This window comes from Nesterenkonia alba DSM 19423 (genome assembly GCF_000421745.1).
In the GTDB taxonomy this organism is placed as follows: domain Bacteria; phylum Actinomycetota; class Actinomycetes; order Actinomycetales; family Micrococcaceae; genus Nesterenkonia; species Nesterenkonia alba.
On sequence record NZ_ATXP01000003.1, the window covers coordinates 148,250 to 161,727 of the forward strand.

Annotated in this window: 12 protein-coding genes; 4 read left to right on the forward strand and 8 right to left on the reverse strand. The window is 63.6% G+C overall.

The window, feature by feature from the left end:
• Positions 1 to 32: 32 nt before the first annotated feature.
• The 6 genes from H578_RS13045 to guaB1 all read right to left on the reverse strand — a co-directional run bounded on the left by H578_RS13045 (position 33) and on the right by guaB1 (position 6,871).
• Complete coding sequence (locus H578_RS13045; protein ID WP_033420250.1) at positions 33 to 908, reverse strand: metal ABC transporter permease; 876 nt, start codon at positions 906 to 908, stop codon at positions 33 to 35.
• 59 nt (positions 909 to 967) lie between these two features.
• Entirely contained in the window at positions 968 to 1,798 is an 831-nt protein-coding gene (locus H578_RS0103615; RefSeq protein ID WP_022872340.1) for a metal ABC transporter ATP-binding protein, read from the reverse strand.
• Entirely contained in the window at positions 1,791 to 2,717 is a 927-nt protein-coding gene (locus H578_RS0103620; RefSeq protein ID WP_169558493.1) for a metal ABC transporter substrate-binding protein, read from the reverse strand. Before H578_RS0103620 ends, H578_RS0103615 begins: the two co-directional genes overlap by 8 nt.
• A 98-nt stretch (positions 2,718 to 2,815) precedes the next feature.
• The gene (locus H578_RS0103625) at positions 2,816 to 3,889 is read right to left on the reverse strand and encodes a hemolysin family protein (RefSeq protein ID WP_022872342.1); all 1,074 of its coding nucleotides are present in this window, start codon (positions 3,887 to 3,889) and stop codon (positions 2,816 to 2,818) included.
• The gene (locus H578_RS13050) at positions 3,886 to 5,304 is read right to left on the reverse strand and encodes a hemolysin family protein (protein ID WP_022872343.1); all 1,419 of its coding nucleotides are present in this window, start codon (positions 5,302 to 5,304) and stop codon (positions 3,886 to 3,888) included. The genes H578_RS0103625 and H578_RS13050 overlap by 4 nt, the downstream gene beginning before the upstream one ends.
• Positions 5,305 to 5,410: 106 nt before the next feature.
• Complete coding sequence (gene guaB1, locus H578_RS0103635; RefSeq protein WP_022872344.1) at positions 5,411 to 6,871, reverse strand: GMP reductase; 1,461 nt, start codon at positions 6,869 to 6,871, stop codon at positions 5,411 to 5,413.
• 135 nt (positions 6,872 to 7,006) lie between these two features.
• Between guaB1 and H578_RS0103640 the strand changes: the two genes are divergently transcribed.
• Genes H578_RS0103640 through H578_RS16755 form a run of 3 tightly spaced genes read left to right on the forward strand, consistent with a single transcriptional unit; the run spans position 7,007 to position 11,685 of the window.
• Complete coding sequence (locus H578_RS0103640; protein WP_022872345.1) at positions 7,007 to 10,951, forward strand: multifunctional oxoglutarate decarboxylase/oxoglutarate dehydrogenase thiamine pyrophosphate-binding subunit/dihydrolipoyllysine-residue succinyltransferase subunit; 3,945 nt, start codon at positions 7,007 to 7,009, stop codon at positions 10,949 to 10,951.
• An 11-nt stretch (positions 10,952 to 10,962) separates the two neighbouring features.
• A complete protein-coding gene (locus H578_RS0103645; RefSeq protein ID WP_022872346.1) occupies positions 10,963 to 11,577 on the forward strand; it encodes a GDSL-type esterase/lipase family protein in 615 nt (204 codons plus the stop codon).
• A 33-nt stretch (positions 11,578 to 11,610) separates the two neighbouring features.
• The gene (locus H578_RS16755) at positions 11,611 to 11,685 is read left to right on the forward strand and encodes a 50S ribosomal protein bL37 (RefSeq protein WP_370452405.1); all 75 of its coding nucleotides are present in this window, start codon (positions 11,611 to 11,613) and stop codon (positions 11,683 to 11,685) included.
• A gap of 76 nt (positions 11,686 to 11,761) precedes the next feature.
• Here H578_RS16755 and rsrA read toward each other — a convergent pair whose 3' ends face one another.
• A complete protein-coding gene (gene rsrA, locus H578_RS0103650; protein ID WP_022872347.1) occupies positions 11,762 to 12,049 on the reverse strand; it encodes a mycothiol system anti-sigma-R factor in 288 nt (95 codons plus the stop codon).
• Positions 12,046 to 12,666: a sigma-70 family RNA polymerase sigma factor gene (locus H578_RS0103655; protein WP_022872348.1), complete on the reverse strand. Its 621-nt coding sequence runs from the start codon at positions 12,664 to 12,666 to the stop codon at positions 12,046 to 12,048. The genes rsrA and H578_RS0103655 overlap by 4 nt, the downstream gene beginning before the upstream one ends.
• A gap of 169 nt (positions 12,667 to 12,835) precedes the next feature.
• On the opposite strand from H578_RS0103655, the gene H578_RS13055 reads away from it, so the two are divergent.
• Positions 12,836 to 13,477, forward strand: coding sequence for a DoxX family protein (locus H578_RS13055; RefSeq protein ID WP_022872349.1), 642 nt, complete (start codon positions 12,836 to 12,838; stop codon positions 13,475 to 13,477).
• Position 13,478 lies beyond the last annotated feature (1 nt).

Sequence of the window (13,478 nt, forward strand, 5' to 3'; positions counted from 1 at the left end):
GGTCGCTGCTCAGGCAGCCGGCGGCGGAACCCTCATGAAGCAGCCGGAATGACCGGTGGAGCCTTGCGAATGCTCACCCTGCGGCGGCGTCGGGCGACCAGCAGGCATCCTAAATAGATGAGGAAACTGATCGTGGTGATATAGGGGCTGATGGGGATCGTCCCGGTGATGGCAATCATGATTCCGGCCACGGCACTGAACACACCGAAACCCATGGCCAGCAGCACCACCGTCAAGGGGCGGTGACTGACCTTCAGCGCGGCCGCCGCCGGAACCACCAGCAGGGACAGGACCAGCAACGCTCCGACCACCTGGACACTCATGGCAACCGCTAGTCCCATCAGCACCATGAAGATCATCGACAGCACCGAGGTGTTGACCCCTCGGGCTGCGGCGAGCTCGGGGTCCACCGACGCGAACAGCAGTGGCCGCCATAAAAGCACCAGAACCACGGAGATGATGACCGCCACGGTGACCAGGGTGCGGGTCTGAATATCGTCGACACCGACGATCTGCCCGGTGAGCAGACCGAACTGGTTAGCGCTGCGCCCCTGATACAGGTGCAGGAACAGGATGCCCAGACCCATCCCGAAGGGCATGAGCACGGCGGTGACCGCGCTGACCTCACGGTCCCTTAAGCTCAGCACTCCGATGAGCACCGCAGCCGCCACCGCCCCGACCGCTGAACCGGCCACCACGTTCAGCCCCAGTAGCAAGAAGAGCGCCGCCCCGGCAAAGCTGATCTCGGCGATCCCGTGGACCACGAGCCCGGCTCGGCGCAGGGCGATGAACACACCGAAGATCCCGCCCATCAGTCCGAGGACAGCGGCGGTGATGACGGAGTTTTGCACCAACTGGAACAGATCCCAGTAGCCCTCGAGGGTGTAGCTACTGCGAATGCGCTCCACCAGGGCAAGCGGCGGGGATTCAGCGAGCGAGGCAGGGAGGTTCAACGAGGCAGCGAGGTTCACAGCGCCTCCCGGATGGTGTCGGCGTCGTGCTCGTGATGGTGTTCGACGTGATCGGCGAGCACAATGAGCCGGCCCTTGTGTTCGACGACGTCGACCGGGGCGTCATAGAGCTCACTGAGCACCTCCGAGCGCATCACCTCAGAGACCGTGCCGATGCGGTACTGCCCGCGAGCGAAGTACACCACCCGGTCCACAGCCTCAATGATCGGGTTGATCTCATGGGTGACAAAGACCACCGCCGCCTCCCGTTGGCTGGCTTGGGTGGTGAGCAGCTCAGCGATGGCCTGCTGGTGCTGCAGATCCAGGGAGTGCAGCGGCTCGTCGCAGAGCAGCACATCGGGGTTCCCGGCCAGTGCCTGGGCGGCCCGAAGCCGCTGCTGTTCGCCACCGGAGAGCACTCCGACCGGCTGGTCGGCGTAGGCTTCGGCACCCACCCGCTGCAGCAGCTCTTCCACCGCGGCGCGGGTTCGAGCGGATTTCCAGGGGATCCCCCACCGGTGACCGTTAAGCCCCAGAGCCACAAGATCCCGAGCCCGCAGGGGGGTCTCGGCTGGCAGGCTCTGCTGTTGGGGGATGTAGCCGACTCGGGAGGAACCGCGACGCACTGGCTCGCCGAGGATCTCGGCGGTGCCGGTGCTGAGGTCCTGCAGACCGAGCAGCACTTTGAGGAAGGTGGACTTCCCCGAGCCGTTGGGACCTAATACGGCAAGGAACTCCCCCGGGTGGACCTCGAGGTCGAGGTTCTCCCAGAGGGTGCGCCTACCGAAGCTGATACCGGCTTGGCGAAGCCGGATCACCGGTGCTGCATGGCGGGAGTGTTCAGTCATGCATCGCTTCCAGCGCTTCGGCCACGGCATCGATATTCTGGCTCATCCACTCCTGGAAGTTCTCCGCATCGTCAGGAAGGGTCTCGGTGAACTCTACGATGACCACCCCGTTGTTTTCAGCCTCCTGCCGAATCCGCTGGGACTGTTGGGTCTCGGTCTGTGGGTTGTAGCTGAGCAGGTCGATCTCTTCAGTCAGCTCCAATGCCTGGTTGTAGAGCCGGGGCGAGACGTCGTCACCGTGTTCGACGGCGGCGAGGAACTCCTCTTCGGTGCGGTTGTCGAAACCGGCGTCGTCAAGCAGGTACCCGGAGACTGCCTCAGTGGCCAGGTAGCTACGTCCCTGGGCGTCCAAGGCCCGATTGCGCTCGTCCAGCTGGCTGATCTCTGCGGCCAGGTCTTCGGCATTCTCGGTGTAGACCTCGGCGTTCTCCGGGACGATGTCGCCGAGGTGCTCGGCCATATCCAGGACGAACTCCGTCATTCGTTCCAGGTCGTACCAGATGTGTTCGTTTTCGTAGGTTCCGTCCCACTCATGCGAGTGCCAGTTTTCGCCCTCGATGAGCTGGTAGACGTCGTCGTCCTTCTCCGCGGCGGAGGCCAGCAGTGTGATGAACGAATCGTAGCCTCCGCCATTGGCGACGACGACGTCGGCATTCTCCACCGCCAACCGGTCCTGGGGGGTCGCCTCATAGGTATGCGGGTCCACCGCGGTGGAGGTCACGATCGCCTCGGAGGCCACCGTGCCGTCTGCAATCTGGTCGATGAGATCGGCGTAGACGTCAATGGATGAGACCACGGTAATATCCGTCTGCTCCACCGGGGCGTCTGCGGCATTGTCCTCTGCGGTCTGGCCATCCTGCGCACAGCCGGTCAGGACAAGAACTGCCGCGGGCAGAACAGCCATCCACCTGGTACGCATCAAGCCTCCATCAGGGCGTCGGGACGAAGAGAACCGCCCACGAGCGTACATCTATTGAAAACAGTTCTCAAAATTAACGAGGCCGCCATGCGGGCAGCTTACGATCCGCTGACCTCATGACGGCGTCGGGAGTCTCGCGCCTGGGTCGCATCGTGGATCTCTCCGACGAGAATCTCCAACACATCCTCTAAGAAGAGGATTCCCAGGGTGTCACCGTCGGCGGCGAGGACACGTCCCAGATGCGAACCTGAAGCCTGCATGCTCGCCAAGCAGTCGTCGAGTTCCTCATCGGCAGAGAAGTTCGCCAGCGATCGGACTGCGGTCAGCGGGATGCGCTGATGGCTGGTCTCTGCCGGAAGGGACATCACGTCTTTGAGGTGGATGTAACCGACGTGGGCACCATCGTCCTTGGCCACAGGGAAACGGGAGAAACCTGTGCGGGCCACCGCTTTCTCGATCTGCTGAGGGGTGACATCCACCGGAACAGTCACCAGATCTTCCAGAGGGATCATCACCTCCTGAGCGGTGTGCCCACCGAAGTCCAGGGCTCCGGCGATGATGCCGGCGTCGTCGCGCACTGTCCCTCCACGGAAAGACTCGTTGACGATGGACTCCAACTCCTCCAATGTGAACGTGGAGACCACTTCGTCCCGGGGAGTGACGCGCAGAGCCCGCAGGATGAGGTTCGCCGACACATTGAGCACCCAGATCAGCGGGAAGAAAACCCGGTAGAGCAGCACCATCGGCGGGGCCAGTAACAGCACCGCACGGTCGGCCACAGAGACAGCGAAGTTCTTCGGCACCATCTCCCCGAACGTTACGTGCAGGAAGCTGACCAGCAGCAGGGCGATGAGGAAGGCCGTCGCACTGGCAACGGTGTATGGCACACCGAGTGCCACCATGGGATCAGTCAACAGGTGATGGATGGCCGGTTCGGAGACCAGCAGGATCAGCAGCGAACACACCGTGATGCCCAGCTGGGCCACCGCCAGCATCTGAGAGACGTGCTCCATGGCGTAGAGCGCTGTCTTGGCACGTTGAGAGCCTGCTTCGGCCTTGGGCTCCACCTGACTACGGCGAGCCGAGAGCACCGCGAACTCTCCAGCGACGAAGAACGCGTTACCGGCCAGCAAGACCACCAGCCAGAGAATCCCGAGCAAATCGGTGGTCATCGCACCTCCCGGGTCTCAGCGGCTCGGGCGGCTGCCGCCCGGATGTGCTCTTCTCGTTCGGCGGCCAAGCGTTCGGCACGTTCAGCCGCGGCTCGTAGGGCTTCACGGCGGGCGTGCGGATCTGGGATGAACTGGACCCGATCGATCCGCCGACCATCAACTGCGGCGACGACGAGCCGGCCACCATCGACGTCGACCTCATCCCCGATTCCGGCGATCCGACCCAGTTTCAGCAAGATGTAGCCAGCGACCGTCTCATAGGCGGAGTCTTCAGGCACCGAGAGTTCCAGGATCTGTTCGTTGATCTCATCAGGCCGCATCAACCCGGGGAAGAACCAGTCCCCTCCGGCCCCTTGGAGGACTCCGGGAGTCAACGCATCGTGTTCATCGGAGACTTCTCCAACGATCTCCTCGACGACGTCTTCTAAGGTCACCACCCCGGAGGTCCCGCCGTATTCGTCCTCGACAATGGCTGCCTGCAGCGGAGCCGAACGCAATTGGAATAACAGGGCATCCAGCGGGATCGTCTCCGGCACCCGAACCGGTTCGCTGCTCATCACGGTGGCAGCCACGAGCCCTTGTCGTTTGGACCGGGGCACCGCCACGGCTTTCTTCACGTGGACGATGCCGCGCACATCATCGGACCCGCCCTCCCCCAGTACGGGGAAGCGGGAGTAGCCGGTGCGCCGGGCGGTATCGATGAGTTCCTCAAGGGGAGCTTCGGCGTCGACGGTGACCATGCGCGGCCGCGGTGTCATGACATCGGAAGCAGTCTGCTCCGAGAAGTGCAGTGTGCGGTCCAGGAAGGCCGCCGTGTCCTCATCAAGGGTGCCCAGCGAGGCCGAGCGGCGGACCATCGAGGAGAGTTCCTCCGGAGTGCGCGCTCCGGAAAGCTCCTCTTTAACCTCCAAGCCGAAGCGGTTGAGCACTTTATTGGAGAAGCCGTTGAGCACCACGATCAGGGGTTTGAAGACTGCGGTGAAGATCAACTGCGGCCGAGCCAGGGCACGTCCGACGCGGAAGGCTTCGGCCACGGCGAGGTTCTTCGGGACCAACTCACCGATGAGCATCGTGACCATGGTGGCGATGAGGATGGCCACCAGCATCGCCACCGGACTGATTGCCTGTTCGGGGATGCCCAGAGCCCCCAGGGGGCCAGCAAGGAGCCGACCCAGGGGTGGTTCAGTGACATAGCCGATGAGCAGGGTGTTCAGGGTGATACCCAGCTGGCAGCTGGACAGCTGGGTCGATAGCGACTTCAAGCAGCGCATCAGCGGCACTGCTCGGCGGTCTCCCTGATCGATGGCGTTTTGGACAGTGGGCTGGTCGAGAGCCACCAGCGAGAATTCAACGGCAACGAAGAAACCGTTGCCCAGAATCAGCAGGAGGCCGATTCCCAGGAGCAGCCACTCCACTTAAGCGCCGCACCCCCGCTCGTAGCCGGGTGAGGTCACTGCAGAAAACGGGCGCCAGCCCGGTTGTCGATACTCCATGAGGTCTCGGATTTTACCGCAGCACCGGCTACCACGAGGCCCGCAGTGGTTTTCCTTCCTCATACCCTGAGGCGGATTGGACACCGACCACAGCGCGCTGGCGGAATTCGGCGAGCGTGGTGGCCCCCGCGTAGGTCAGGGCCGAACGCACTCCGGAGGTGATGTGGTCGAGTAGATCCTCAACCCCCGGGCGGTGGGGGTCCAGAAACATCGTGGAGGTGGAGATCCCTTCTTCGAACAGTCCCTTACGGGCACGGGCGAAGGCCGACTCCCCGGCGGTACGGCCTGCCACCGCCCGTGCGGAAGCCATACCGTAGCTCTCTTTGTACCGGCGCCCATCGGCGTCGGTGAGCAGGTCGCCGGGGGATTCGAAAGTGCCAGCGAACCACGAGCCGATCATGACTTGGGAGGCCCCGGCTGCCAGGGCCAGGGCCACGTCGCGGGGGTAGCGGGCGCCACCATCGGCCCAGACGTGAGCCCCCAGTTCCCGGGCCGCTTCAGCACATTCGAGCACCGCGGAGAACTGCGGCCGCCCTACGGCGGTCATCATCCGAGTGGTGCACATTGCACCCGGCCCCACGCCGACTTTGACGATATCGGCCCCGGCTTCGATGAGCTCGCGTGTACCTTCTGCGGTGACGACGTTGCCAGCGACAATGGGCACCACCAGTCCGGTGATGCGCACCGCTTCGCGGACCGCCTCGAGGGCCTCGAACATCTTCTGCTGGTGCCCATGAGCGGTGTCAACCACCAGCACATCGGCCCCGGCCTCCAAAAGCGCGGCAGCCTTGGCCGTCACATCCCCGTTGACACCGACAGCGGCGGCGACTTTCAGCCGTCCGGCGGCATCGAGATTCGGGGTGTAGATCGTTGAACGCAGGGCCCCGGCCGGGGTGAGCACTCCGGCGAGCCGGCCGTCATCGGCGGTGACCGGGGCGTAGGTCGAGCCTGCAGCATCCATTGCCTCGAAGGCGCCGCGCAAAGCCTCGGACCCCTCGAGGTCACCAACGGTCAACTGGACCGCAGGCATCCGCATCACCGAGGCCACAGAAGAAAACCGGTCCACACCTTCGCAGTCGGCCGCGGTGACCACTCCAGCCAGGCGAGTCTCGTCGTCGAGCACGCAGACGGCGTCGTGGTTGCGTTTATCCAACAGGTGCAGCACATCGAGCACCGTGTCATCAGCCGTCACTTTCAGCGGGGTCTCAAACACCGGGTGCCGATCCTTCACCCAGGCGATGACCTCCCGGATCACTTCGGCGGGAACGTCCTGGGGCAGCACTCCCAGTCCACCGCGACGCGCCATGGTCTCCACCATCCTGCGACCAGTCACCGCGGTCATATTCGCCGCAGCCAAGGGCGTGGTGGACCCCGTGGCGTCCTCACTGGAGAGGTCGACGTCGAACCGGGAACCGGCGGCCGAGCGGGAAGGGACTAAGAAGACGTCCGAATAGGTCAGCTCGTACCCGGGGCTGGTGAGGAATCGCATCACCAGACACGATACCGGCGCTGCTGGCAGAGACCTACCCAAACTCACTATGCTGTACGGCAGGTGACATTGAGGCCGCGAGCACACCGACGTGCCGCGCGACCACCGATCCATAAGGGAAGAGGCGTATCCACCGTGCCAGAGTTAACGTCCAGCCGACTTGCCGAGGAATTTCCCGGAAATGAGTGGCTGGTCGCCGATATTTACGAAAAGTACCGCCAGGACCCGGACTCCGTAGACCGCAAATGGGCCAAGATCTTCGCCGAGTTGGAGTCCGAGACCTCTGCTGGCGACAAGGCGGACTCATCGGAGACCACAGGCAACAGTGGCGGGAAGGCTCAGGGCAGTGCCGCCTCGAGCTCCTCACGCAACGGCGCAACCAGTAACGGCACCTCCTCCGGCGGTAGCGCCACCGCTGGTGACACGAAGCAGTCCGCCGGCCAGCGGACCAATTCCCAGACCTCGAGTTCCTCCTCTCGCGTGGACTCTCAGCCCAGTGCCGGTAACCAGCGCACCGCTGATGACACCACTCCGGCCACCGCCAAGCCCGCCGAGCCGGAGTCCGCTCAGAAACCGGAAGCTCGCAAGGCGGCCAAGCCGCAGGCCCCGACGCCGACGACCCGGAAGTCGGGCTCCGAAGGTGCCCCCATCCCCTCCGAGCCGGCCCAGCCCAAAGTCCCGGAGGATAAGACCGCAGAGGCCGAGGACGAGGTCACTCCCCTGCGCGGGATCGCCAAGGCGATCGCCTCGAATATGGATGCCAGCCTGGAGGTGCCCACTGCCACCACGGTCCGTGCGGTGCCGGCCAAGCTACTCATCGACAACCGCACGGTCATCAACAACCACCTCAAGCGCACCCGCGGTGGCAAGGTCTCCTTCACCCACCTCATCGGGTACGCGATGATCAAAGCGCTGCGGGCTCACCCGGAGATGAACGTCACTTACGACGTCCAGGACAAGAAGCCGGTGGCCATCAAACCGGCGCATGTGAACTTCGGTCTGGCCATCGACATGCCGCGCCCCGACGGTTCCCGAGCCCTGGTGGTACCCAGTATCAAGGGCGCCGAACAGATGAGCTTCACCGAGTGGTGGGGAGCTTACGACGACGTCGTCAAACGTGCTCGGGACAATAAGCTCACCCCCGCAGACTACGCGGGCACCACTGTCTCCCTGACCAACCCCGGCGGAATCGGTACGACCCACTCGGTACCGCGACTGTCTAAGGGCCAGGCGGTCATCGTTGGTGTGGGCGCCTTGGAGTACCCCGCCGAGTTTCAGGGTGCCTCCGAGAAAACACTGAACAACCTGGCTGTCTCCAAGGTCATCACCCTGACCTCCACCTATGACCACCGCGTCATCCAGGGGGCCGGTTCTGGGGAGTTCCTCAAGACGATCCACCAGCTGCTGCTGGGCGCGGAGAACTTCTACGAGGAGATCTTCGAGGCCCTGCGGATCCCCTACGCCCCCATCCACTGGTCGGCCGATATCCAGGTCAACCCAGAAGAGCAGGTCAACAAGGTGGCCCGCATCCAGCAGCTCATCCACGCCTATCGGGTGCGCGGGCACCTGATGGCATCGGTGGACCCGCTGGAGTACAAGATGCGCAGTCACCCGGACCTCGACATCGAGAACCACGGACTGACGCTCTGGGACTTGGACCGCGAATGGCCCACCGGCGGTTTCGGTGGGAAACCATCCCTGCCGCTGCGCAGCATCTTGGGGGTCCTGCGGGACACCTACTGCCGCAACACGGGCATCGAATACATGCACATCCAGTCCCCCGAAGAGCGGGAGTGGTTCCAGGACGAGATCGAACACCCCTACTCCAAGCCCACCCGGGATGAGCAGTTCCGCATCCTGGGCCGGCTCAACGCCGCCGAGGCTTTTGAAACCTTCCTGCAGACCAAGTTCGTCGGGCAGAAACGTTTCTCCCTAGAAGGCGGGGAATCACTGATTCCACTGCTGGACACTGTGCTTTCTGAAGCTGCCGACGAGGGACTCGACGAAGTAGCCATCGGCATGGCACACCGGGGTCGGCTCAACGTGCTGACCAATATTGCCGGCAAGACCTACGCCCAGGTGTTCCGCGAGTTCGAAGGACGCGAGGCCGGCACCGGCTCCGGGGACGTGAAGTACCACCTGGGCACCCGTGGCTCCTTCACCTCAGACCGGGGCAATTCCACACGTGTCTACCTCGCGGCCAACCCCTCCCACCTGGAGGCAGTCAACCCGGTGCTCGAAGGAGTGGTCCGTGCGATGCAGGACCGCCTGGACCAGGGCTCGGACAGTTTGAACAGCTTCTCGGTGATGCCGCTACTCATCCACGGCGATGCCGCCTTCGCAGGGCAGGGTGTGGTCGCTGAGACGCTGAATATGTCTCAACTGCGCGGCTACCGCACCGGCGGGACACTGCACGTGGTGGTCAACAATCAGGTCGGCTTTACCACTGCACCGTCCTCGGCCCGGTCGATGACCTACTGCACAGATATGGCCAAGGCCATTCAGGCTCCGGTCTTCCACGTCAACGCCGATGACCCTGAATCCGTGGCTCGAGTGGCCCGGCTGGCCTTCCGCTATCGGCAGCGGTTCAACAAGGACGTCGTCATCGATCTGGTGTGCTACCGGCGTCGTGGGCACAACGAGGGTGACGACCCCTCGATGACCCAGCCGAAGATGTACAACCTCGTCGAAGCCAAGCGCACCACTCGCCGCCTCTACACCGAGGCTCTGGTCGGACGTGGGGACATCACCCAGGAAGAGGCCGACCAGGCCCTGCAGGACTACCGGCAGCGTCTGGAGCGGGTCTTCACCGAAACCCACCAGGCACAGACCCAACCGGTGTCCACCATCGGCAGCGGTGCCGACGTCGCCCCCACTGCCTCCGAGGAAGAGGAGGAGACTCCCGCACGCTCCCCCGAGGACACTGCGGTCTCCGAGTCGACTTTGGTGCACATCGGGGAAGTGCACACCAATATCCCCGAGGGATTCACTCCCCACCAGAAACTGAAGTCACTGCTGGAGAAACGAGCCAAGATGGCTCGCGAAGGTGGCATCGACTGGGGCTTCGCTGAAATCGCGGCTTTCGGTTCTCTGCTCATGGAGGGCACCGAGGTCCGTCTCTCCGGTCAGGACTCCCGGCGCGGAACCTTCGTGCAACGGCATGCGGTCTTCCACGACCGGGTCAATGGGGACGAGTGGTACCCCCTGAAAAACCTCACCGAGGATCAGGCCCGGTTCTTCATCTACGACTCGCTGCTCTCCGAGTACGCAGCCTTGGGCTTTGAATACGGTTACTCCGTGGAGAACCCGAACTCTCTGGTGCTCTGGGAGGCTCAGTTCGGTGACTTCGTCAATGGAGCCCAAATCATCATTGACGAATTCATCGCCACCGCGGAGCAGAAGTGGGGGCAGCGCTCATCCCTGGTGATGCTGCTGCCGCACGGCTATGAAGGACAGGGCCCCGACCACTCCTCAGGCCGCCCGGAGCGGTTCTTGCAGCTGTGCGCCGAGGACAATATGACCGTGGTCATGCCGTCCCACGGGGCTAATTACTTCCACCTGCTGCGCCGTCAGGCCGTGGCTCGGCCGCGCCGCCCGTTGGTGGTGTTCTCACCTAAGCAGCTGTTGCGTCTGAAAGCTGCGGCCAATGGTGTGGAGGACTTCACCTCGGGGACCTTCGAAGAGGTCATCGCTGATCCGCAGGCCGACCCGGCCAAGGTCAAGCGCGTCCTGGTGGTCTCTGGACGGTTGTATTACGACCTCATCGCCACCCGGTCTAAGCACAATGACGAGGCCACCGCGATCCTGCGGCTCGAGCAGCTCTACCCCATGCCGGTGCAGCAACTGCAGGCCGAGTTGGATAAATACACCGAGGCCGAGGAGTTCGTCTACGCCCAGGACGAGCCAGCCAACCAGGGCCCCTGGCCTTTCCTGGGTCTGAACCTCCAGCCCGCACTGCGGCAGCAGCTGCAGTTGGTCTCCCGCCCTGAGTCGGCGGCGACCTCGGTGGGTCAGGCGAAGCGGCACGCCAAGGAGCTTGAGGAGTTGCTGCAGCAGGCGTTCCCGCACCTGGACCTGTAGTCTTCCTCGGTATGGAGGACGAACACACCGAACGGCAGATCCGAATCGTCGTCGTCGGCGATGAGCTGCTCACCGGGACCGGGGACCCGCGCGCCCTGGGCTGGGTGGGCCGGGTGATCTCCAAGACCCCCATTGACGATGTCGACCTGCAGCACTATGTGCTCGCTGTGCCCGGTGAAGGGGCTGAGGCGCTCTCCCAGCGGTGGCAGACCGAGGCTGCCCCTCGGTTCGCCGCCGAGACGGAGAACTACCTGGTCATTGCCCTTAACGGTCATGACCTGCGGTCATCGACGTCCTCGGCCCGCTCTCGGCTGAACCTGGCGAATATTCTGGACCGGGCCAGCCAGCAGGGCATCCGGTGTCTGTGCTTGGGCCCCACGCCCACGTTGGATCCGGAGTTCAATCGTTCCCTGACCGAGCTCAACCGGGCGTGGGAGGATGTCGCCACCCGGCGCAGTCACACCTACGTGGATGCCTTCACCCCGCTGCTCAACCATGGGCAGTGGCGTGAAGACCTCGCGGCCAATGAGGGCCGACCCGGTCAGGCCGGCTACGGGCTCATCGCCTGGCTGGTGTTGCACCGCGGGTGGTATCAGTGGCTGGACCTGCCCGAACCCTCCCCGTAGGATGGTGTGGTTGTCTACGTAAGGAGGTCTGCTATGAGCAAGCGCGGACGTAAGCGCCGGGACCGCCGCAAGAAGAACGCCAACCACGGCAAGCGGCCGAACTCCTAGAGCACTTCAAAAGAAAAGTCCGCCGGGGTACCACCCGGCGGACTTTTCGTGTGCGTAGTGACCGCACACCGCCTACTCATCCCGGCTCGTGTCCGGCTTCGACCCGAATACGGCTGATCTTCTCCATAATGGTGATCTTCAGTGTCTCCGGGGCTCGTTCCACACAGGACCGGCGCACCGCAGTGCGGATCAAGCACTCCAGGTCATAGTCGGAGGCACATTCCGGGCAGCCGTCCAGGTGGGCACGGACCTCTTCGATGTCCTCGTAAGACAGTGCCCCATCGAGGTACTCGTAGATCCGGGCAAGCCGTGCGGCGTGCTCGGTGTCGTCGCAGTCAGCGCAATCGGTGGTTTTCTCACTCATGAGCGTGCCTCCCCTCGCTGAAAGCCTCTCTCCCGGGCATAGTCTGCCAGCAGGTTGCGTAGCAGCTTCCGGCCCCGGTGCAGACGGGACATCACTGTCCCGATGGGGATGTTGAGAATCTCGGCGATTTCCTTGTACGCGAATCCCTCGACATCGGAGAAGTACACCGCCAAGCGGAACTCTTCGGGGATCTGCTGCAGGGCGTTCTTCACATCGGAGTCTGGTAAATGATCCAGTGCTTCAGCCTCAGCTGAGCGCAGTCCGGAACTGGTGTGCTCGGCAGCCTGGGCCATCTGCCAGTCTTCGACAGTGTCGGTATTGGCCTGGTGGGGCTGGCGTTGTTTCTTCCGGTAGATGTTGATGTAGGTATTGGTCAGGATCCGGTAGAGCCAGGCCTTCAAATTGGTGCCGGGCTTGTACTGGTGGAAGGCCGAATACGCCTTGGTGTAGGCCTCCTGGACCAGGTCTTCAGCGTCCTGAGGGTTACGGGTCATCCGCATGGCTGCCGAGTACAGCTGGTCGACGTACTGCAGGGCATCACGTTCGAACCGTGCCCTGCGTTCGGCCTCGGTCTCCTCGCCGGCGGTGTCGACGGCGGACGGGGTGGACTCAGTCATCACAGACGAGTCTACTGGCCCCGGCGCCCGGAGCAGAGTGGCCGCTGCTGGTGTCATATCGGAGACAACGACGGCGGCGCCCGTGTCATTCCTCGCCGGAGTTGGGTAGATTGGAGCGTGGACTGCGTGAAAGATCACAGCTGCGCCCCGCCCGATAAGGAGGATCCACATGTCCCTGGTCCGCAGAATCGCCCGCCCGCTGCTCGGCGCGACGTTCATCGCCGACGGCGTCGATCGGCTGCGCAACGCCGACGAGGCGGCGGAGCAGCTGGAGCCCACTTTTGAGGAAATCGCCTCGGTGGTGCCGCAGGCCGAGGTTGTGACCTCCAATCCCCAGCTGGCGGTGCGGGTGATCGGTGGAGTGGAAGTTGTCGCGGGCACTCTGCTGGCCATCGGCCGCTTCCCTCGGCTCTCGGCTCTGGTGCTCTGCGGAGTACATGAGCTCTCGGCGTACAACGAGTACCGCACCGCTGAGCTGAACACTCCCGAAGATGTCGCCGCCCAGCGCCGGACTCTGCTGAAAAATGTTGCCATCCTCGGCGGGCTTGGCCTGGCCGTGGTGGACCTGGCCGGTAAACCGTCGCTGAGCTGGCGGGCCGAGCACATCTCCAAGCAGGCCAAAAAGAAGGGCGCCAAGTTCGGAGAAAAGACCGTCAAGCGCGCCGAGGAGCTCGGTGACGACGCCGCCAAGCAGCTGAAGGCTCTGGAGCGTGACGCGAAGAAGCAGTTCAAGAAGGCGGAGAAGCAAGCGACCAAAGCCGCTCAGTCAGCAGCCAAGGAGGCCCAGAAGGCCAAGAAGAAGGTCGCCTGAG

Coding starts and splice junctions, on each gene's coding strand:
- H578_RS0103615 (WP_022872340.1), bottom strand. CDS start 1,798: ATGACTGAACACTCCCGCCATGCAGCACCGGTGATCCGGCTTCGCCAA.
- H578_RS0103620 (WP_169558493.1), bottom strand. CDS start 2,717: ATGCGTACCAGGTGGATGGCTGTTCTGCCCGCGGCAGTTCTTGTCCTG.
- H578_RS0103625 (WP_022872342.1), bottom strand. CDS start 3,889: ATGACCACCGATTTGCTCGGGATTCTCTGGCTGGTGGTCTTGCTGGCC.
- guaB1 (WP_022872344.1), bottom strand. CDS start 6,871: ATGCGATTCCTCACCAGCCCCGGGTACGAGCTGACCTATTCGGACGTC.
- H578_RS0103645 (WP_022872346.1), top strand. CDS start 10,963: ATGGAGGACGAACACACCGAACGGCAGATCCGAATCGTCGTCGTCGGC.
- rsrA (WP_022872347.1), bottom strand. CDS start 12,049: ATGAGTGAGAAAACCACCGATTGCGCTGACTGCGACGACACCGAGCAC.
- H578_RS0103655 (WP_022872348.1), bottom strand. CDS start 12,666: ATGACTGAGTCCACCCCGTCCGCCGTCGACACCGCCGGCGAGGAGACC.
- H578_RS13055 (WP_022872349.1), top strand. CDS start 12,836: ATGTCCCTGGTCCGCAGAATCGCCCGCCCGCTGCTCGGCGCGACGTTC.